The 18,704-nt window shown below is 70.2% G+C and carries 20 protein-coding genes and 1 pseudogene; 12 read left to right on the top strand and 9 right to left on the bottom strand.

The features are described from left to right. The first annotated feature begins 133 nt into the window (after positions 1–133). Complete coding sequence (locus ADL01_RS43065; protein WP_003966491.1) at positions 134–301, top strand: DUF3117 domain-containing protein; 168 nt, start codon at positions 134–136, stop codon at positions 299–301. Between the two features lie 70 nt (positions 302–371). On the opposite strand, the gene ADL01_RS35635 is transcribed toward ADL01_RS43065, so the two are convergent. Beyond that, positions 372–1,070, bottom strand: a complete 699-nt coding sequence (locus ADL01_RS35635) for an O-methyltransferase (RefSeq protein ID WP_078960960.1) — start codon at positions 1,068–1,070, stop codon at positions 372–374. A gap of 192 nt (positions 1,071–1,262) precedes the next feature. On the opposite strand from ADL01_RS35635, the gene sigE reads away from it, so the two are divergent. The 5 genes from sigE to ADL01_RS35660 all read left to right on the top strand — a co-directional run bounded on the left by sigE (position 1,263) and on the right by ADL01_RS35660 (position 6,187). Next, positions 1,263–2,036 (top strand): RNA polymerase sigma factor SigE, encoded by a 774-nt coding sequence (sigE, locus tag ADL01_RS35640; protein WP_199835026.1) that lies wholly within the window; start codon positions 1,263–1,265, stop codon positions 2,034–2,036. Beyond that, a complete protein-coding gene (locus ADL01_RS35645; RefSeq protein ID WP_053746206.1) occupies positions 2,033–3,031 on the top strand; it encodes an anti-sigma factor family protein in 999 nt (332 codons plus the stop codon). Before sigE ends, ADL01_RS35645 begins: the two co-directional genes overlap by 4 nt. 64 nt (positions 3,032–3,095) lie before the next feature. After that, entirely contained in the window at positions 3,096–4,658 is a 1,563-nt protein-coding gene (locus tag ADL01_RS35650) for a S1C family serine protease (RefSeq protein ID WP_053746207.1), read from the top strand. A 208-nt stretch (positions 4,659–4,866) separates the two neighbouring features. Then, positions 4,867–5,307 carry a sec-independent translocase gene (locus ADL01_RS35655; RefSeq protein WP_053746208.1) on the top strand — a complete coding sequence of 147 codons (441 nt, stop codon included), beginning with the start codon at positions 4,867–4,869 and terminating at the stop codon, positions 5,305–5,307. 220 nt (positions 5,308–5,527) lie between these two features. Next, positions 5,528–6,187: a hypothetical protein gene (locus ADL01_RS35660; RefSeq protein ID WP_053746209.1), complete on the top strand. Its 660-nt coding sequence runs from the start codon at positions 5,528–5,530 to the stop codon at positions 6,185–6,187. A gap of 148 nt (positions 6,188–6,335) precedes the next feature. Here ADL01_RS35660 and ADL01_RS35665 read toward each other — a convergent pair whose 3' ends face one another. From ADL01_RS35665 to ADL01_RS35675, 3 genes are read right to left on the bottom strand one after another with little or no spacing between them, the layout of a single operon-like run. Then, positions 6,336–7,469 carry an Mrp/NBP35 family ATP-binding protein gene (locus ADL01_RS35665; RefSeq protein WP_053746210.1) on the bottom strand — a complete coding sequence of 378 codons (1,134 nt, stop codon included), beginning with the start codon at positions 7,467–7,469 and terminating at the stop codon, positions 6,336–6,338. A 43-nt stretch (positions 7,470–7,512) separates the two neighbouring features. Beyond that, positions 7,513–8,115, bottom strand: a complete 603-nt coding sequence (locus ADL01_RS35670) for a DUF1003 domain-containing protein (protein ID WP_053746211.1) — start codon at positions 8,113–8,115, stop codon at positions 7,513–7,515. After that, positions 8,105–9,430: a magnesium transporter MgtE N-terminal domain-containing protein gene (locus tag ADL01_RS35675; protein ID WP_053746212.1), complete on the bottom strand. Its 1,326-nt coding sequence runs from the start codon at positions 9,428–9,430 to the stop codon at positions 8,105–8,107. The genes ADL01_RS35670 and ADL01_RS35675 overlap by 11 nt, the downstream gene beginning before the upstream one ends. A 265-nt stretch (positions 9,431–9,695) precedes the next feature. Between ADL01_RS35675 and ADL01_RS35680 the strand changes: the two genes are divergently transcribed. Beyond that, complete coding sequence (locus ADL01_RS35680) at positions 9,696–10,406, top strand: hypothetical protein (RefSeq protein ID WP_199835027.1); 711 nt, start codon at positions 9,696–9,698, stop codon at positions 10,404–10,406. Between the two features lie 110 nt (positions 10,407–10,516). Here the strand turns inward: ADL01_RS35680 and ADL01_RS35685 are convergent, their stop codons facing one another. After that, positions 10,517–11,038: a hypothetical protein gene (locus tag ADL01_RS35685; RefSeq protein WP_053746214.1), complete on the bottom strand. Its 522-nt coding sequence runs from the start codon at positions 11,036–11,038 to the stop codon at positions 10,517–10,519. Positions 11,039–11,052: 14 nt separating this feature from the next. Next, positions 11,053–12,168, bottom strand: coding sequence for a magnesium and cobalt transport protein CorA (locus tag ADL01_RS35690; protein WP_053746215.1), 1,116 nt, complete (start codon positions 12,166–12,168; stop codon positions 11,053–11,055). Positions 12,169–12,670: 502 nt separating this feature from the next. Between ADL01_RS35690 and ADL01_RS35695 the strand changes: the two genes are divergently transcribed. After that, positions 12,671–13,267 carry a suppressor of fused domain protein gene (locus ADL01_RS35695; protein ID WP_053746216.1) on the top strand — a complete coding sequence of 199 codons (597 nt, stop codon included), beginning with the start codon at positions 12,671–12,673 and terminating at the stop codon, positions 13,265–13,267. 81 nt (positions 13,268–13,348) lie between these two features. Here ADL01_RS35695 and ADL01_RS35700 read toward each other — a convergent pair. Then, a pseudogene (locus ADL01_RS35700) lies at positions 13,349–13,753 on the bottom strand (MFS transporter); the annotation flags it as partial. Positions 13,754–13,921: 168 nt separating this feature from the next. On the opposite strand from ADL01_RS35700, the gene ADL01_RS35705 reads away from it, so the two are divergent. From ADL01_RS35705 to ADL01_RS35715, 3 genes are all read left to right on the top strand, one after another. Next, positions 13,922–14,563 carry a DUF6758 family protein gene (locus ADL01_RS35705; protein WP_053746218.1) on the top strand — a complete coding sequence of 214 codons (642 nt, stop codon included), beginning with the start codon at positions 13,922–13,924 and terminating at the stop codon, positions 14,561–14,563. Between the two features lie 179 nt (positions 14,564–14,742). Beyond that, complete coding sequence (locus ADL01_RS35710; protein ID WP_053746219.1) at positions 14,743–15,600, top strand: PHP domain-containing protein; 858 nt, start codon at positions 14,743–14,745, stop codon at positions 15,598–15,600. 89 nt (positions 15,601–15,689) lie between these two features. Further along, the gene (locus tag ADL01_RS35715) at positions 15,690–16,295 is read left to right on the top strand and encodes a MarC family protein (RefSeq protein WP_053746220.1); all 606 of its coding nucleotides are present in this window, start codon (positions 15,690–15,692) and stop codon (positions 16,293–16,295) included. Between the two features lie 115 nt (positions 16,296–16,410). Here the strand turns inward: ADL01_RS35715 and ADL01_RS44225 are convergent, their stop codons facing one another. Next, entirely contained in the window at positions 16,411–16,563 is a 153-nt protein-coding gene (locus tag ADL01_RS44225) for a hypothetical protein (RefSeq protein ID WP_007384531.1), read from the bottom strand. A gap of 208 nt (positions 16,564–16,771) precedes the next feature. Here ADL01_RS44225 and ADL01_RS35720 point away from each other — a divergent pair, with 208 nt between their 5' ends. Further along, positions 16,772–17,671 carry an NYN domain-containing protein gene (locus ADL01_RS35720; protein ID WP_053746221.1) on the top strand — a complete coding sequence of 300 codons (900 nt, stop codon included), beginning with the start codon at positions 16,772–16,774 and terminating at the stop codon, positions 17,669–17,671. A 55-nt stretch (positions 17,672–17,726) separates the two neighbouring features. Here the strand turns inward: ADL01_RS35720 and ADL01_RS35725 are convergent, their stop codons facing one another. Beyond that, positions 17,727–18,626: an alpha/beta fold hydrolase gene (locus tag ADL01_RS35725; protein ID WP_053746222.1), complete on the bottom strand. Its 900-nt coding sequence runs from the start codon at positions 18,624–18,626 to the stop codon at positions 17,727–17,729. Positions 18,627–18,704 lie beyond the last annotated feature (78 nt).

Raw genomic sequence — 18,704 nt, forward strand, 5'->3', positions numbered from 1 at the left:
GGTCCTGAGATGCGGGATAATGGCCTGGAAGCAATGTGTTCGATGCCGGTGACGTGTGTCCCATGAGGGGACGGGCGTGCCCTCCTAAGGGGCCGTCGGCGACGATGAGCTGGTTTCAGGAAGGGGAACGAGCATGGCGGCCATGAAGCCGCGGACGGGCGATGGCCCGCTCGAGGTGACAAAGGAGGGGCGGGGCATCGTCATGCGAGTTCCGCTCGAAGGCGGCGGTCGGCTCGTCGTCGAGCTGACCCCTGACGAGGCTGACGCTCTCGGCGATGCCCTCAAGAAGGTCGTCGGCTGACGCGGACGCGTCCATACCCTTTCAGCTGCCCCGGCATCGTGAACATATGGTGCCGGGGCACTGTTTTGCCTCAGCGCTTGACCGCGCACAGCAGGCCGTCACCCACGGGCAGCAGGGACGGCACCAGTTCCTGGCTCTCGCGCACCGCGCGCAGCAGCTCCCGCAGCCGTATGACCTCGGTGGGCTGAGGCCCCGAATCGACCGTCCTGCCGTTGGCGAAGACGCCCTCGAAAACCACCAGGCCACCCGTACGGAGCAGACGCAACGATTCAGCTAGGCAGTCCAGGCTCTCCAGCCGGTCGCCGTCGCAGAAGACGAGGTCGTAGCCGGCGTCCGCGAGCCGGGGCAGCACGTCCAGGGCGCGGCCCGGGATGAAGCGGGCGCGGTTGCTGGCGAAGCCGGACGCGCGGAAGGCCTGACGGGCGAACTGCTGGTGATCCGGCTCGGGGTCGACCGTCGTCAGGACCCCGTCCGCGCGCATGCCCTGAAGGAGATACATGCCCGAGACGCCCGTCCCGGTCCCGATCTCCGCCACCGCCTTCGCGTCCACGGAGGCGGCCAGCAGCCGTAGCGCGGCGCCCGTGCTGGGCGCCACCGAGCGCAGCCCCGCCTCGCGGGCCCGGTCACGGGCCCAGCGCAGTGCTTCATCCTCGGCGACAAAGGCGTCGGCGAACGCCCAGCTCGTCTGCCGGTTGCCGGTAATGACCCTCTCCTGTCCCCGCAGTTGCCTGGGCGTGACTGTATCCGTTGCTGCCGGGAACCTGCTGATGGGACCGGGCGTTTAGAGGGGTGCGGGACGAGGTGGGGCACACAGGATAAGGACAAGGGGGATGAGCGGATGGACGAGCGGACCGGGTACACCGGCAACGGGGTGCAGGTGCTGGCGCGGCCGGATGAGCCGGATCAGCACGCATCAATTTCTCGTAAAACCGCTTATCCGGAGCTAACGGGCGAGGTGGCTATGGTAGGGGCTCCACTGGACACCACCAGAGCTGACAGGGGAGGTGCGGCCGCGCCTGAGGATCGAGGGGGGCCGCTCCGGCGCCTTCTTGGATCAGCGGGCAGGCTGAAATCCGTGAACAAGACTGCTGCTGACCCCGGCCACGCCGCCGACCGAGCCCAGACCGCGACCTTCACCACCGACGCGGACGGGCAGGCGTGGACTCCGCCCACGTGGGAGGAGATCGTCAGCACGCACAGCGGTCGCGTCTACCGCCTGGCATACCGCCTGACCGGCAACCAGCACGACGCCGAGGACCTCACCCAGGAGGTCTTCGTCCGCGTCTTCCGCTCGCTGTCGACCTACACCCCGGGCACCTTCGAGGGCTGGCTGCACCGCATCACCACCAACCTCTTCCTGGACATGGTCCGCCGCAAGCAGCGCATCCGCTTCGACGCCCTCGGTGAGGACGCGGCCGAGCGCCTGCCCAGCCGTGAGCCGTCCCCGCAGCAGGTCTTCAACGACGCGCACTTCGACGCGGACGTCCAGCAGGCGCTGGACACGCTCGCGCCCGAGTTCCGCGCCGCCGTCGTCCTCTGCGACATCGAGGGACTGTCGTACGAGGAGATCGCCGCGACTCTCGGCGTGAAGCTCGGCACCGTCCGCTCCCGTATCCACCGAGGCCGCTCCCAGCTCCGCAAGGCCCTCGCGCACCGCTCTCCGGAGGCACGTGCCGAGCGCCGTTTCGCGGTGCCACGGGTGGCCGCGCTGGGAGGAGGGGGCGCGACCGCGTGAGTGCATCACGGCCGTACTCTGCCGAGCGTCGCCTCGCCGAGCAGCACCTTGGAGACCGCCTCTCCGCCCTGGTGGACGGAGAACTCGGTCATGAGACGCGTGAACGCGTCCTGGCACACCTGGCCACCTGCCCGAAGTGCAAGGCGGAGGCCGACGCACAGCGCCGTCTGAAGAACGTCTTCGCGGAAATGGCCCCGCCACCGCCCTCCGAGAGCTTCCTGGCCCGTCTCCAGGGCCTTCCGGGAGGAGGTGATTCCGACTCCGGCGGCTCACCGCTGGGCGGAGGCGGATTCGCCGACAGACTCTCCGGATTCCCCGGCGGACCGGGAACGGGCTCAGGAGTTTCAGGAGTCTTCGGGGTAAGAGGTGAGGGGTTCGGGTACGTGCCCGCCCGGCCGCACACCTCCGTGCACCCGTCAGCTCCGGGCCGTGGATTCCGTATCCACGACGTCGGCCGTCACGACGCCGACCGGTCGTCCTCACGCGGCCTGCGCTTCGCCTTTGCCGCCGCCGGTGCGGTGTCGCTGGCCGCGATCGCGCTGGGCGGGGTGTCGACGGGCGTTCCCGCCGACACGACCGATGCCCGCGGCACCTCCGGGGGCAGCAATGTGACGCCGATGCGTCCGCAGGGCGGTGGGAACTCGACGGCTCCTGACAATCAGCGACGCCGATCGGCCGGTCAGCTGTTCGCGCAGGGACTGGGGACCTTCGGACAGTCACCGGTGGCGTCGACGGAGGCGTCCGCGCCGCTGCTGCCGGGTATCCCACCGCCGCCCTCCGGGGGCCGGGAGTACGCGGCCATGCATCAGCTGACCACGCCGGTCGTGGCCGCCGCCGCGGCGCTGTCCCCGCTCATACGGCCGCTGGCCGCCCCTCAGATCGCCCTGACCTCCTGGTCCTCGGCGCCCGAGGTCGCGGCGCGGGGACTTCTCATGGCGCCTGTGCCCGAGTCGTCCCCCACGCCGTCCCCGTCCACGTCGGACCCGGTCCGCTGACCCCACGAACCTGGTTGAATCCGAGGTGCGGGCCGCACGACGGCGGGCCAGGTGTGGGGAGAGCATGAACGAGGGGAAACCCGCGAAGGCCAACTGGTGGAGTCGGTCTCGGGAGGAAGAGGAAGAAGGTTCGGCGTCGGCGCCACAGGCGGGCCCGGCCGGAACCGACGCCGAGGGCGACTTCGAGCTGCCGCCACCTGTGTCGGCCGTACCGCCTGTACCGCCGGCACAGGTCGCTGACTTCGAGCCCGCCGTTGAGGCGGGCTCGCCGTCTCCGCACGACCCCGATCCCTACAGCACCCCGCCCTACGGCCATCCCGGCCCCTGGGCGCCCGCTCCGCCGGTTCAGCACCCCGTGATGACCCCGGCGCACGGCACGGCCGTACCGGAGCCGCAGACGCCCGCCCCGCCCGCCGACACCCCCAGCCCCGACCCCTGGCACCGCTACGACCCGTGGGCGCCTGCCGCCCCTCTCCAGCAGCACGGAGCCGGTGCCGCCGTCGGCGGACCGGGGGAACGCAAGCGCGGGCTGCTCGTCGGCGCCGTGGTGCTCGCGCTGCTCTCCGGGGGCGTCGGCGGGGCAGCCGGGTCGTATCTGGAGCGGCATCACGGCGACGGCGACCGTATTCGGCTGTCGCAGGACGGGAAGGACGAGTCCGTCGACCGGGCTCCGGACAGCGTGGCCGGGATCGCCGCGCGTGCGCTGCCCAGCGTGGTGACGCTGCGGGTGCGCGGCGCCGGAGTGGGGGGCACCGGCACCGGGTTCGTGCTCGACGGCCGGGGACACATCCTCACCAACAACCACGTCGTCGAGCCCGCCGGTGCCGACGGCAAGGTGACGGTGACGTTCAGCGGCGGCGAGACCGCCGAGGCCGAGATCGTCGGCCGGGACAGCGGATACGACCTCGCCGTCGTCAAGGTCAGCGGCGTCGACGGCCTGCGGCCCGTGGTCCTCGGGAACTCCGACAACGTGGCGGTCGGCGATCCCGTCGTCGCCATCGGAGCCCCCTTCGACCTCGCCAACACCGTCACGTCCGGCATCATCAGCGCGAAGGAACGGCCCATCACCGCCGGGGGCGGGAGCGGCGACGGGAGCGACGTGTCGTACGTCGACGCGCTCCAGACCGACGCGTCCATCAACCCGGGCAACTCCGGCGGGCCGCTGCTCGACGCCCGGGCCAGGGTCGTCGGGATCAACTCGTCGATACGTTCCGCCGACGGCGGCGCGGGACAGGAAGGCGCACAGGCCGGTTCGATCGGACTCGGCTTCGCCATCCCCATCAACCAGGGCAAACGCGTCGCCGAGGAACTGATCAACACCGGCAGGGCGACCCACCCCGTCATCGGCGTCACCCTCGACATGGAGTACACCGGCGACGGCGCGCGCGTGGGCACGGACGGCGAGGACGGCGGGCCCGCGGTCACCACCGGCGGCCCCGGTGACCGGGCCGGCCTCGAGTCCGGCGACGTCATCACCGCGGTCGACGGCCGGCGCGTGCACTCCGGCGAGGAACTGATCGTCAGGATCCGCGCCCACCGCCCCGGCGACCGGATGGAGCTGTCCCTGCTGCGCGGCGGCCGGCAGCGGACGATCTCCCTCGCCCTCGGCTCCTCCAGCGGCAACTGACAGAAACCTCACAGTCGGCGGGCCGAACCCCTTCCCGCAAGGCAAACATCGCGGAAAACCGGTCGCGTACACCCACTCTTGGGCCTCTGGACGGTACCGGTGGGACACGATGGCCGGGTACCGTGGATCCGGCCCGGACCACGGAAGACCGCGAAGACCGCACGGACCACCGAGGGCCGAGGACCGAGGACATCGCAAGGAGCTTCAGGTGTTCAATGACATAGGACCGCTCGAGCTGGTGACGCTCGTGCTCCTCGCCGTGCTCGTCTTCGGTCCGGAGAAACTTCCGAAGATGATCCAGGACGTCACGCGCACCATCCGCAAGATCCGGGAGTTCTCGGACAGTGCGAAGCTGGACATCCGCCAGGAGCTGGGCCCGGAGTTCAAGGACTTCGAGTTCGAGGACCTGAACCCCAAGACGTTCATCCGCAAGCAGCTGGACAACGACGAGCTGGGGCTCAAGGAGATCCGTAACGGCTTCGACCTGAAGAAGGAGATGGCCGAGGTCACGGACGCGGTCCACAGCCGTGATTCCGACACGTCGTCGTCTTCCGCGTCTTCTTCGTCGGGTTCCTCCGGTGGCACCGTCGACATGACGAAGAGGCCCGAGCCGGACGAGCGCCCGCCCTTCGACGCGGACGCCACCTGACCGTCGTAGGTCCGCGCGTGACGTGATTCATACTCCGACCGGGCCCCGGACGGTCCGATCCGGACGTCTGCGCGGCCTGTGCGCCGGGCGCTTTCCCTGCTGCTCGCAGCGGTGTGGCTATGCTGCCGAGTTGTTGTGTGGCCGTACGAGGGCGAACAACGCCGCCTGAAAGGGGGGCGGGGCGCTCCGGGCCGACGAGAACGAGGAGGCGTCCGGGTACATGGAGACGACAAGTCGGGTGGGCGCGCAGGCGCCGGCCGCGGAGGGTGGACAACCGGTCCCCTCCGCCCGGCGCACGGTCGACGGCTATCTGCTGGCGCCCTTCCCCTGGTACGGCCTCGACGAGGCCTTCACGGGACCGCGCTGGCTGATGCAGGTGGGTACGGCGGCGGACGGTGCCGTCGCGCACGGTTCGATCGGACACGGCGACGAACCCTCCGTACGGCACGAGGCCATGGGGGAGGACAAGGAGCGGTTCGCGGTGGTCGTCACCGTCGCCGAGAACCCCGTACGGCGGAGCGCGGACGGCACGGGGCTGCTGGAGGCCACGTCGGTGTCGTCGGCGGCCTGGCTGGCCGGCGTGGGGCTGCTGTCCTTCACCTGGCCCGGCCAGATGGACCACACCCTGCGGGACGACTGGCTGGACCAGCAGACGGAGACGGCATGGGTCCTCGCGGACGATCTCGCCGGCCCGGACTGGACCACCCTCTCCCTCCCGGTCGACGGGGTGCCGACGCCCTTCCACTACCGGGAGTCCGAGTTCGGCTGGGTTCTCGCCGGGTCGACCCAGGAGGGCGTGCACGTGGGGGCGTACGGGCGTGGGATGAGCGCGTACGGGCTCGGCTTCGCCGTGATCAAGGATATTGGCGTGTACGCATGAGAAAGGGGCGCCGTAGTTTGCGGCGCCCCTTCGCCGTGGGGGCATGGGCTGTGCTGCGGATGCTGCGTCGTTATGGCTTGTCGCGCCCCGCGGCGGAGCCGCCATCAGATACAGCCCCGCGCCCCTTACAAGCCCTCGCTGACGTCCGTCAGAATTTGTTCCTCGGGGTGATGCCCAAGGACATGCCCGACAGGCCCCGCTGTCTGCCGCCCAGTTTGCCCGCGATCGCGCGCAGTGCCGCGCCCGCCGGGGACTCCGGGTCCGTCAGGACGACTGGCCTGCCGTCGTCGCCGCCCTCGCGCAGGCGGACGTCGATCGGGATGGAGCCGAGGACCGGGACCGTCGCGCCCGTCGTTCGGGTGAGGCCGTCGGCGACGCTCTGGCCGCCGCCCGTGCCGAAGACGTCGACCATCTCGTCGCAGTGCGGGCAGGGCAGGCCGGCCATGTTCTCGACCACGCCGACGATCTTCTGGTGGGTCTGCACGGCGATGGAGCCCGCGCGCTCGGCCACCTCGGCCGCCGCCTGCTGAGGCGTCGTCACGACGAGGATCTCGGCGTTCGGGACCAGCTGGGCCACCGAGATCGCGATGTCGCCGGTGCCCGGCGGAAGGTCCAGCAGGAGCACGTCCAGGTCGCCCCAGAACACGTCCGCCAGGAACTGCTGGAGGGCCCTGTGGAGCATCGGACCGCGCCAGACGACCGGGGTGTTGCCCGGGGTGAACATACCGATGGAGATGACCTTCACGCCGTGCGACGACGGCGGCATGATCATGTTCTCGACCTGGGTCGGACTACCCTCCACGCCCAGCATGCGCGGCACGCTGTGGCCGTAGATGTCGGCGTCGACCACGCCCACCTTGAGGCCGTCGGCCGCCATCGCCGCCGCCAGGTTGACGGTGACCGACGACTTGCCGACGCCGCCCTTGCCGGACGCGACCGCGTACACGCGCGTGAGGGAGCCCGGTTTGGCGAAGGGGACCTCGCGCTCGGCCTGGCCGCCGCGCAGGGCGGACGCCAGTTCCTTGCGCTGGCTGTCGCTCATGACGTCCAGCTCGACGTCGACGCGCGTGACACCCTCGACCCGCGAGACCGCCTCCGTCACGTTCTTCGTGATCGTGTCGCGCATCGGGCAGCCGGAGACCGTCAGGTACACGGCGACCGCGACCGCTCCGTCCGCGCCGATCTCCACCGACTTCACCATCCCCAGTTCGGTGATGGGTCGCTGGATCTCGGGGTCGTTCACCGTCGCCAGTGCTTCACGCACCGCGTCTTCCGTAGCCATAGCCCCGATGGTACGGGGCCGCACCGGGCCTCCGGAAAGCCCGTCACCGGTCTTCTACGTCACGCCCCCGCGGCTGTTCTGCCGGGAATATGACGGGTCGGCCCGACTTCCCCTCCGCATACCGCTCCTCCAGCTCCTTGACCAGGTCCTGGAGCTCGGAGCGGATCCAGTCCCGGGTCGCGACCTCGCCGAGTCCGGCCCGCAGGGAGGCGATCTCACGGGTCAGGTACTCGGTGTCGGCGATCGACCGCTCGTTCTGTTTGCGGTCCTGCTCGAGGTTGACGCGGTCGCGGTCGTCCTGCCGGTTCTGCGCGAGCAGGATCAGCGGGGCCGCGTAGGAGGCCTGGAGCGACAGCATCAGCGTCAGGAAGATGAACGGGTAGTGGTCGAACCGAAGGTCGGCCGGTGCGGACACGTTCCACACCACCCACAGGATGATGACGACCGTCATCCAGACGATGAACCGCCCGGTCCCGAGAAAGCGCGCGATGCGTTCGGACATCCGTCCGAAGGCCTCCGGGTCGTACTCGGGCAGCAGCCGGCGCCGGGGCGCGCGCGGCTGGTCGAGGCGCACCCGGGGACGGGAGGCCGCGGTGGCGCCGCTGGCCGTGCGCTCACGGGCGCCGGTCTCGCGCTCAGGAGACATGGCCCCCCGCTTCCTCGGCCCCGGCGTCGGCCCCGGCGTCGGCCTCGATGTCGGTCTCGTCGAGGTGGAACTCCGTCTCCCGCCAGTCCTCGGGCAGCATGTGGTCGAGGACGTCGTCCACGGTCACCGCGCCCAGCAGCGACCCGCTCTCGTCGACCACCGGCGCCGCCACCATGTCGTACGTCGCGAAGAAACCGGCGACGACCGGCAGTTCGGCGTCCGGGGAGAGCGGTTGCAGGTCGTCGTCGACGAGCGAGCCGACCAGCGTGTACGGCGGGTCGCGCAGCAGCCGCTGGAAGTGGACGGCGCCCAGGTACTTGCCGGTCGGCGTCTCGTCCGGCGGTCGGCACACGTACACCTGGGCGGCGAGCGCGGGGGAGAGGTCGGGCTCGCGGATCCGGGCCAGCGCGTCGGCGACGGTCGCGTCGGGGCGCAGGACGATCGGCTCGGTCGTCATCAGACCGCCCGCCGTGTCCTCCCGGTAGGCCATCAGCCGGCGCATGTCGGCGGCGTCGGCGGGCTGCATCAGGCTCAGCAGCCGCTCCTTGTCGGCCTCGGGCAGCTCACCGAGCAGGTCGGCGGCGTCGTCCGGGTCCATCGCCTCCAGGACGTCGGCGGCGCGCTCCTCCTTGAGCTTGCCGAGGATCTCGATCTGGTCGTCCTCGGGCAGCTCTTCGAGTACGTCGGCCAGCCGGTCGTCGTCGAGGGCGGAGGCGACCTCCGCGCGGCGCTTGGGCGAGAGGTGGTGCAGGACGTTCGCGAGGTCGGCGGGGCGCAGCTGCTCGAAGGTGGCGAGGAGGCTCTCGGCGCCCTGCCCGTCCTCCTCCAGGGAGAAGCCGGTGACGGCGGACCAGTTGACGGTCAGCGTCTCGCCGGTGTTGCGCCGGAAGGCTCCGCCGCGCCCCTTCTTCCGCACGAAGACCCGCTCGATCTCCCAGTCGCGGCGGGCCGGCAACTGTCGTACCGCCACGTCCAGGACGGTGACCTCCTCGCCGGTCTCGCCGAGGATGACGCGCCGGTCGAGGAGTTCGCCGAGGACGAGGCGCTCGGTGGGGCGCTGCTCGAAGCGCCGGACGTTCAACACGCCCGTCGTGATGACCTGGCCGGACTCGATGCCGGTGACGCGGGTCATGGGCATGAAGACGCGGCGCCGGGTGGTGAGTTCGACGACGAGGCCGAGCAGTCGGGGCGGACGGTTGCCGACGCGCAGCATGGCGACGAGGTCGCGTACGCGGCCCACCTGGTCGCCGTTCGGGTCGAAGACGGGAACGCCGGCGAGGTGCGAGACGAAGACACGGGGTGAGCCTGCCGCCATGCCACGCCTCCTGCTTCGGGGTGCGCTGCGGGAGCGCGTCGGATTGCGTCCAAGGGTTCCGAATTGCCTGCTCGGGTGCGCTTCAGGCTAGCCCGTCCGGTTCGGCCGCGCCCTGGTGGGGGGTCCGGACGGACTGGCTCCGCCGGGGGTCTGCGGCACCGGTACGCTGCCGTCCACACCCCTCAGGACACCCGTACGAGAGGCAGCCCCACCTGTGTCTGCGATTTGCCGTGGCCGTACCCGCAGCGCCGGACTGGTGAGCGCGATGTGCGCGCTGGTCGTGACGGGGACCGGACTGCTGACGGGATGCGGTGCCGACCCGGACGAGGGTACGAACGGGGTCGGGAAGCTGCCGGCCGACACCATCCAGACGAAGACGCGCAAGGCCGCCACGACCGCCGACGCCGTACGGCTCTCCGGGACCGTGGTGACCAGCGGGACCACATACACCCTGGACATGCGTCTCAAGGGCGACGGCGGCACCGGCTCGGTCACTGCGAAGGGGTCGACGTTCCGGCTGCTGCGGGTCGGGGAGCATCTGTTCCTGAAGGCCGACGCCGCGTTCTGGAGCCACGAGGACGGTGCCAAGGGCGACGACGGCGACTCGGACGCGGCAGCCGCCGCGAAACTCGGGGGCCTGTTCGTGAAGGTGCCGACGGGTGACCCCTCGTACAAGAAGTTCAGCGGTTTCACCGACAAGGACGTCCTCCTGGACGGCCTCCTTACCCTGCACGGCACCCTCGCCACGGACGGCCACCACACGCAGTCGGGCGTCCGCACGATCCGCATCACCGGCGACAAGGGCTCCGGCGGCACCCTGGACGTCTCCCTCGAGGGAGCCCCGTACCCCCTCCGCCTTGTCCGCGCGGGCGGCGCAGGCACGCTCCTGCTGAGCGACTGGGGCAAGAACTTCCCCCTGAAGGAACCAGCAAAGAACGAAACAGTCGACTACGGCCAACAACTCCCCTCCTCCTGAAGCGCCGCACAGCCAGCGCAGAGGCCAGCGCAGAGCCCCTTCCCCGCGCCCCTTCAGGGGCGCGGGGCACTGCGCGACAAGCCCCCACCGGCCCGCAGTGAACGAACCACCTACCCCGCGGAGCGCCTCCGCCTCTTGAACAGCAGCCGCGGCAACCCCGCCGGAACCGCCTCCCGCGTCGTCGCCGACGTAGGCACCGGCGGCGCCGACAGCGAACCCTCCGGCAAGGGCCGCGTCCCCCCGGCACGCGGCACCAACCGCACCACCCGGCATTCCCGCGCCCACCGCGCCGGCATCGCCTCACCGTCCGGCGCGTTCAACCGCTTCCCCTTGAGCTCGGCGACCGCCGCCTCCCACTCCGGGGACTCGGCGGCCAGCTCCACGACCGTCGCCGGCCAGGTGACAAGCCGTCCGCCCTTGTCCTTGCTGCGGACGGTGACCTCCGCCTCCGCCCCCTCGGAGAGCCCCGGCAGCGGCTGCTCGCCGGGACCGTCACCGACCAGAACGGCCGCGCCCTCGTGCCAGACGTGCCACAGGGCACGGGAGGGGCCGACGGGGCCCTGGACCCAGATGAGCCCGGACTTCTTCGTGGCCTCCTCGACGAGGGCCCGGTCGAGCAGCGTGTCAGTCATGGACAGAAGCGTAGTCACAACCAGCCGTTGCGCTTCAGCGTGCGGTGGATGCCCACACACATGCCGATCATGGCCGTCATGACCACGGGGTAGCCGAACTTCCAGTGCAGCTCCGGGATGTAGTCGAAGTTCATGCCGTAGACGCCGCACACCATCGTCGGTACGGCGATGATCGCCGCCCAGGACGTGATCTTCCGCATGTCCTCGTTCTGCGCGACGGACGCCTGGGCGAGGTTGGCCTGGAGGATCGAGTTGAGCAGCTCGTCGAAGCCGATCACCTGCTCCTGGACCCGGGCGAGGTGGTCGGCGACATCGCGGAAGTACTTCTGGATGTCGGGGTCGATCAGCCGCATCGGGCGCTCGCTCAGCAGCTGCATGGGCCGCAGGAGCGGCGAGACGGCCCGCTTGAACTCCAGGACCTCGCGCTTGAGCTGGTAGATCCGGCCGGCGTCCGTACCGCGCGGGGTGCCCTTGCGGCCCGGCGAGAACACCTCCGTCTCGACCTCGTCGATGTCGTCCTGCATGGCGTCCGCGACCGCGACGTAGCCGTCGACGACGTGGTCGGCGATGGCGTGCAGCACGGCGGAGGGGCCCTTGGCGAGCAGCTCGGGGTCGTCCTGGAGGCGGTGGCGCAGCGCGCGCAGGGAGCCCTGGCCGCCGTGCCGGACGGTGATGAAGAAGTCCCGCCCGGTGAAGCACATCACCTCGCCGCTCTCCACGACCTCGCTGGTCGCGGTGAGTTCGGCGTGGTCGACGTAGTGGATGGTCTTGAAGACGGTGAAGAGCGTGTCGTCGTACCGCTCCAGCTTGGGCCGCTGGTGGGCCTGGATCGCGTCCTCCACGGCGAGCGGGTGGAGCCCGAACTCGCTGGCGATACCGGAGAATTCGGCTTCCGTCGGCTCGTGCAGCCCGATCCACACGAAGCCGCCGTCACGGCGCACCTTGCGCATCGCCTCGTGCGGTGTGAGCGCCTTCGGCGTCTCGACGCGGGCGCCGTCGCGGTAGATGGCGCAGTCGACGACGGCGGAGGGGGTCGAGGGGTCGCGGGTGGTGTCGTAGGTGCTGCCGTCCTTGCGCAGGGAGGGACGGGACGGGCGGACCGCGGCACGCAGGTTGTGGATCATCGACATTTGGCAGGCTCCTTCGCGACAGGCAACGAAAGACCGCCGACGACGACTGGAACTGCCCGGAATGGGGACGTCCTGACTGAGGATGTTTGGCACGTCCACAAAGCGGGGAGCACCGCACCGTCGCGGTGGTGAGCTTCGCTGATTCAGAACTGACTGAGATCACATGGATCAGGCAAAACGAAACCAAGTGCTCTTCCGCGATGACGCGAATGCGAAAGGTGACAGCCAGCGGGAGTAGGCCGGAGCAACTACATCAGCGGGCGGAAGAGCGGGTGCTACTGCACGGATGACTTCGATCCATTGCAGCCCCACCTCCTCCGGCCGGTCCCTCGTGAGGGACGATCCATTCCCCGTCAAGGGGAGCCCCCTGAGGGGAACTTCAGCGGTGTCGGGACTCCATCGCGATGCTTCTGCGTGCTGCCCGAACCCGGCCAAGGGTAACAGCCGACGGAACTGTCAAGGTGCTCGTTTGCCCGTAACTGACGAGTTCTATGCTCGCCGCATGTCTGATGTTCTTCCTCTGGTCGAGGCCCGGCTGCGTACGACGCTGGGCGAACCGGACGCGCGCGCCGCGGTCACCTTCCTCGGTACGGACCGCGTCGAAGTGCTGCGTTTCCAGGACCGGGACCAGGACGGGGAACTCGTCCGCTACGCCACGCTCGGCATGTCCGCCCAGCCGATGGCCGACCCCACCGCGGTACTCGCCGACCCGGTGCGGGGCCCGCGCGCCGAACTGCTCATCTCCGTCCGGGCGGGCCTCGCCGACACCGACAAGGTGCTGCGCCCGCTCGCGATCCTCGCCGCGTCCCCGCAGGTCGAGGGATTGATCGTGGCCCCCGGCGCCTCGCTCGACGTCGGGGAGCCGCTGTGGCCTGGGGCTCCCTTCACGTCGGTCCTGGTCGCCGAACCGGGAGGCCTGGTCGAGGACCTGGAACTCGACGAGCCCCTGGACCCCGTGCGCTTCCTGCCGCTGCTCCCGATGACCCCCAACGAGGCCGCCTGGAAACGCGTCCACGGCGCCCAAGCACTCCAGGAACGCTGGCTCACGAACGGGACGGACCTACGGGACCCGGCCCGCAGGTCCGTCCCGCTGGACTGACCCTCGCGGCTGGCTCCGTAGTGACCGATGTCACCAACAGGCTTCTGGAGGGCGCCAGTTGGACAGTCGGCCGACCGCGTCCTAGCTCGCGAAGACGCCGACACCGTCCTCGATCGCGTGCCGTGTCTCCAGCTCCTCGCCCTCGCCCTCCTGCGTGAGCGACTTCCGCCGTACGACGACCACCACCGCGCCGAGCACGGCCGTGACCGCCGCGACCACGAACGGCATGTGGATGTCGCTCCACTCCTCGATCTTCGGCGCGAAGTGCGGGGCCGCGGCCGCCGCGAACCAGCGCACGAAGTTGTACCCGGCGCTCGCCACCGGGCGCGGCGCGCCCGAGACGCCCAGCGCCAGTTCGGTGTAGACGGTCTTGTTCACGCCGATGAACGCGCCGGACAGGATCGTGCAGGCGACGGCGGTGGTGTGGCTGCCGTAGCCGAGGACCAGTACGTCGACGGCGAGCAGAGCCAGTGAGCCGCCGAGGAGAGGCGGTCCACGAGTCGCCGGATCGTTGGTGCATGCACCTAATAAGTTAGAGTGGCTAATTAGTGTGAGACACATGCATTTCCACCTGATGGAAAGGGTGGAAACGTGTCACTCCGGACGGGTGATCGTCCTTGACGGGAGGGAGGACGGGGAGGACCGTGGGGCTCTATGAGGGGCGAACCCAGTTGCCCGAAGTGTGGTGGCCGGGTCAGGGCTCCCGGCCTCTTTTCCGACTCCTGGCAGTGCGACGTGCACGGGACGGTGCATCCGCTTCAGCCCGTGATACCGCCGAGCGTCGAAGCCCTCGACGTCGTGGTGCACCGCACCCAGGTGCCGGTGTGGATGCCGTGGCCGTTGCCGGTCGGCTGGCTGTTCACGGGCGTGGGCTGCGCGGGCGACGACCGCAGCGGGGGTCGTGCGACGGCGGTGGCCTGTACGGGGCCCGGTCCGCTCGGCGGCATGGGCGAGCTGATCCTGGTCGCGGAGGAACTCGGCGTGGGCCTCGGTGCGCGGTACGCGGGCATCGACGGTCCGGACCCGGGGCCGTACATGAACGTCGAGAAGCCGGCCGAGGCGAAGGTGCTGGCGGCGGGGCGGCCCACTCCGTTGTGGCATGTCGCGGGCGGGCCCGACGACCGTGCGGTGTTCGCGGGTGAGGCGCTCGGGCTGTGGCTGTGGGCCGTGGTGTGGCCCGAGCAGTCGGGGCTGCTGATGTACGACGAACTGGTGCTGACGGATCTGCGGGACGCGGGGGCCGAGGTGGAGCTGGTGCCGTGCGGCGCGCTGTCGCCGAGACTGCTTCAGCCGTAGCGCTCCGCCGGGCTTCGGGGCGCGCGGGTTCGGTCCGTCGGGGTGCGCGGGCTGGTCGCGCACCCACAGGCGGGCTTTCGTAAGGGTTGCTTGCGAGGTTCAGGTGTGACAGGCCGCTCGTGGCGGCCGTTATGCTTGGCGCGTCTCGCTTGTCCCCGTCGCCGCCTGGAGTCCGCACCGTGCGCATCGATCTGCACTGCCACTCCACGGCCTCCGACGGTACGGACACGCCCGCCGAGCTGGTGCGCAACGCCGCCGCGGCCGGGCTCGACGTCGTCGCGCTCACCGATCACGACACGACCCGTGGGTACGCCGAGGCGATCGCCGCGCTGCCCGCCGGGCTCACGCTGGTCACCGGGGCCGAGCTGTCCTGCCGGCTCGACGGCATCAGCATGCACATGTTGGCCTACCTGTTCGACCCCGAGGAGCCCGCGCTGTTCGCCGAGCGTGAGCTGGTGCGGGACGACCGGGTGCCGCGGGCCCGCGCGATGGTGGCCAAGCTCCAGGAGCTGGACGTGCCGATCACCTGGGAGCAGGTCGCGCGGATCGCCGGTGACGGCTCCGTGGGCCGGCCGCACGTCGCCACCGCGCTGGTCGAGCTGGGCGTCGTACCGACCGTGAACGACGCCTTCACCGGGAGCTGGCTGGCCGACGGCGCCCGGGCCTACGTACCGAAGCACGAGACCGACCCCTTCGAGGCGCTGCGGCTGATCAAGGGGGCGGGCGGGGTGGCCGTGTTCGCGCACCCGGCCGCGAGCAAGCGGGGGCGGACGGTGCCGGAGTCCGTGATCGCGGAGCTGGCCGCCGCCGGGCTCGACGGCATCGAGATCGACCACATGGACCACGAACCGGCGACCAGGGCGCGACTGCGCGGCCTCGCGACGGAGCTCGGACTGCTGGGCACCGGTTCCTCCGACTACCACGGCAGCCGCAAGACCTGCGTGCTGGGGGAGTACACGACGGACCCCGAGGTGTACGCCGAGATCACCCGGCGGGCCACCGGCGCGTTCCCGGTGCCGGGGACCGGCGGAGCCTGAGGCCGCGGCCTCCGCCGCACCTTTCCCCTCCCCTCCCCTCCCCTGCGCTTCTTTTGTGCTTCCCGTATCTACGCAAGGCTCGCTCACCCATGTTCGACGTCGCCGTCTTCGGTTCGCTCTTCCTCACCCTCTTCGTGATCATGGATCCCCCCGGGATCACCCCGATCTTTCTCGCGCTCACCGCCGGTCGCCCCGCCCGCGTCCAGAAGCGGATGGCGTTCCAGGCGGTCTGTGTGGCCGGCGGTGTGATCACCGTGTTCGGGTTGCTCGGGCACAAGATCCTGGACTATCTGCACGTCTCCGTGCCGGCCCTGATGATCGTCGGCGGGCTGTTGCTCCTGCTGATCGCCCTCGACCTGCTCACCGGCAAGACGGACGAACCCAAACAGACCAAGGACGTGAACGTCGCTCTCGTACCGCTCGGCATGCCGCTCCTCGCCGGGCCCGGTGCGATCGTGTCGGTCATCCTGGCCGTGCAGAAGGCGCACGGCGTGGCCATGCAGGTGTCGGTGTGGGCGGCGATCCTGGCCGTCCACGTCGTGCTGTGGGTGGTGATGCGGTACTCGCTGCTGATCATCCGCGTCATCAAGGACGGGGGCGTGGTGCTGGTCACCCGCCTCGCGGGGATGATGCTGTCCGCGATCGCCGTGCAGCAGATCATCAACGGGATCACCCAGGTGATCCAGCAGAGCTGACGGTGGCGGCCGAAGAGGACCCCCTGGTAGTGCGGAACCCCCGTATGGCATCGGTGCCGTACGGGGGTTCCGAAGTCTGCTCGTCGTCCACGAGCGTTGTCCGCGCGTCGGCGCGTTACGAGGCCGAGGTGTCGGCCGGGCGGATCCAGAGGCGCTGCCCGATGGCGGCTGCCTGCTGCACGATCCGGTTGACGGAGGCGGCGTCCACGACCGTACTGTCCACGGGGGTTCCGTCGACGTCGTCGAGACGCATGATTTCGAAGCGCAAGGGCTTCTCCCTTCGTCTGGTCATCCTCCTGAGGAGAACTACTTGGTTACGTACCAGTCAACTACCCGCGTGTTACAAACATTCCCTACGCTAAATAAATTTTTCGAACGTCTAACTACCAAGCGGTAAGAGCCGTACTGACGGCGTACGGGAGACTGACCGGGACCGGTTGTGTTCGAAGCGTGACCGCCGAGACAATGGGAGGCATATGAACAACGACGACCACGCGGAGCTGAGCGCCCGCATCGACCGCACGAACGAACTGCTCCACCGCATGCTCGCCGAGGTGGCGAAGACACCCTCGACCCATGCGATCTTCGTCGACGCGGGATATCTGTACGCGGCGGCGGGACGGCTCGTCGCCGGAACCGAGGACCGCCGCTCCTACGAGCTGGACGCGGAAGGCCTCATCGAGGCGCTCATCGACAAGGCTCGCACGATCTTCGCGGACAGCCGGCTGCTGCGGGTCTACTGGTACGACGGCGCCCGGCGCCGCATCCACACCATCGAACAGCAGTCCATCGCGGAACTCCCCGATGTGAAGGTCCGCCTGGGCAACCTCAACGCCAACAACCAGCAGAAAGGCGTCGACTCGCTGATCCGCACCGACCTGGAGTCACTGGCCAGGCACCGTGCGATCAGCGACGCGGCGCTCATCGGCGGCGACGAGGACCTGGTGTCGGCGGTCGAGGCCGCGCAGGGGTACGGGGCACGCGTCCACCTGTGGGGCATCGAGGCCCCCGAGGGACGCAACCAGGCCGAGCCGCTGCTGTGGGAGGTCGACAGCCAGCGCACGTTCGACCTCGACTTCTTCAAGCCGTACGTCGTCCGGCGCACGGCCGCGACCTACGAGGCGTCGGGCGGAACGCGGCCCACGCGCGAGGACGTGCGGTTCGTGGGCGCGCAGATCGCGGCGAAGTGGCTGGCGGCGCGGGGACGCGAGGCGCTGGTCGAACTGCTGCCCGGGCATCCGTATCTGCCCGGATCCGTCGACCAGGACCTGCTGGTGGAGGCGGAGGGACTGCTGCAGTACTCGCTGCGCCCCCACGCGGAACTGCGGCGGTCGCTGCGGGACGGGTTCTGGGAGCACCTGCAGACGCAGTACTAGGCCATTCCGGTGGATTGACGACCAACTGGAGCTGCTGTCACTGCCGCCGCCGTCGCTACTGCGCCCGCTGCTCTATGGCGTCCCAGAAGTCGGCCAGGGCGCGCGCGGTCTCCAGGGGGCGGTCCGTGTTGGGGGAGTGCTCGGCGCCCGCGACGACGGTCCGGTGCGCATCCAGCCGTACGGCCATGTCGTCGAGCAGCGGGACGGGCCACGTGCCGTCCTCCGCGCCGGACACGACATGGAAGGGCAGCGGTACGGCGGCGAGTTCCGCCACCCGGTCCGGCTCGGTGCACAACTGACGCCCCGTGGCGACGAGTTGGGCCGGACTGTTGCCCATCCAGCGGCGGCGCAGGTCCTCGCGGTCGTCGAGCCCGGCGTCCACGGCGTCCACCGAGTCGAGGTCGCCGCCGTCGGCCTGGGGGTCGTCCATGGCCTGGATGGCCCCCCAGACGTCGGCCATGCTCATCACGGCGAGTGCGTCCCGCAGCAGTTTCGCGCGCTGCTGCTGCGCCTCGGAGATCTCGGCGGGGCCCGAGGAGATGAGGGTCAGGGAGACGAACGGGGCGTGGTCCAGGAGGACGGCGGCCCGGGCGATCTGCCCGCCCAGCGAATGCCCGACGAGATGCACGGGGGTGCCGACGGCCGCCGCCTGGGCGAGCACGTCCTGCGCCAACTCGCCCTGCGCGTACGCCGATTCGTCGTCCTGGGGGCCGGGCGACTCGAACTGACCGCGCCCGTCCACGGCGACGGTACGGTACCCGCGCGCGGCCAGCGGCTCGTGCAGCGAGATGAAGTCCTCCTTGCTGCCGGTGAACCCGGGCAGCAGCAGAACGGTCCCCTTCGGCTCGGCGCCGTCGCCCACGGGGGCATCGATGACGGCGAACTCACCGCGCGCGGTACGCAGGGCGTACGCACGGGCACCGGGGGGCGGGGCGAAGGTCGCGGGCCTGCTCATGCGTCGAGGTTATCCGGCGGAGCTGTGGGGGAGGTCGGCGGCTTGGGTGTGGGGGCGGAAGAGGGGGGTGTGGCTGGG

The organism is Streptomyces sp. NRRL WC-3618 (assembly GCF_001280005.1).
GTDB lineage: Bacteria > Actinomycetota > Actinomycetes > Streptomycetales > Streptomycetaceae > Streptomyces.

Coding starts and splice junctions, on each gene's coding strand:
- ADL01_RS43065 (WP_003966491.1), top strand. CDS start 134: ATGGCGGCCATGAAGCCGCGGACGGGCGATGGCCCGCTCGAGGTGACA.
- sigE (WP_199835026.1), top strand. CDS start 1,263: ATGGTAGGGGCTCCACTGGACACCACCAGAGCTGACAGGGGAGGTGCG.
- ADL01_RS35650 (WP_053746207.1), top strand. CDS start 3,096: ATGAACGAGGGGAAACCCGCGAAGGCCAACTGGTGGAGTCGGTCTCGG.
- ADL01_RS35660 (WP_053746209.1), top strand. CDS start 5,528: ATGGAGACGACAAGTCGGGTGGGCGCGCAGGCGCCGGCCGCGGAGGGT.
- ADL01_RS35665 (WP_053746210.1), bottom strand. CDS start 7,469: ATGGCTACGGAAGACGCGGTGCGTGAAGCACTGGCGACGGTGAACGAC.
- ADL01_RS35670 (WP_053746211.1), bottom strand. CDS start 8,115: ATGTCTCCTGAGCGCGAGACCGGCGCCCGTGAGCGCACGGCCAGCGGC.
- ADL01_RS35675 (WP_053746212.1), bottom strand. CDS start 9,430: ATGGCGGCAGGCTCACCCCGTGTCTTCGTCTCGCACCTCGCCGGCGTT.
- ADL01_RS35680 (WP_199835027.1), top strand. CDS start 9,696: ATGTGCGCGCTGGTCGTGACGGGGACCGGACTGCTGACGGGATGCGGT.
- ADL01_RS35685 (WP_053746214.1), bottom strand. CDS start 11,038: ATGACTGACACGCTGCTCGACCGGGCCCTCGTCGAGGAGGCCACGAAG.
- ADL01_RS35690 (WP_053746215.1), bottom strand. CDS start 12,168: ATGTCGATGATCCACAACCTGCGTGCCGCGGTCCGCCCGTCCCGTCCC.
- ADL01_RS35695 (WP_053746216.1), top strand. CDS start 12,671: ATGTCTGATGTTCTTCCTCTGGTCGAGGCCCGGCTGCGTACGACGCTG.
- ADL01_RS35705 (WP_053746218.1), top strand. CDS start 13,922: ATGAGGGGCGAACCCAGTTGCCCGAAGTGTGGTGGCCGGGTCAGGGCT.
- ADL01_RS35715 (WP_053746220.1), top strand. CDS start 15,690: ATGTTCGACGTCGCCGTCTTCGGTTCGCTCTTCCTCACCCTCTTCGTG.
- ADL01_RS35720 (WP_053746221.1), top strand. CDS start 16,772: ATGAACAACGACGACCACGCGGAGCTGAGCGCCCGCATCGACCGCACG.
- ADL01_RS35725 (WP_053746222.1), bottom strand. CDS start 18,626: ATGAGCAGGCCCGCGACCTTCGCCCCGCCCCCCGGTGCCCGTGCGTAC.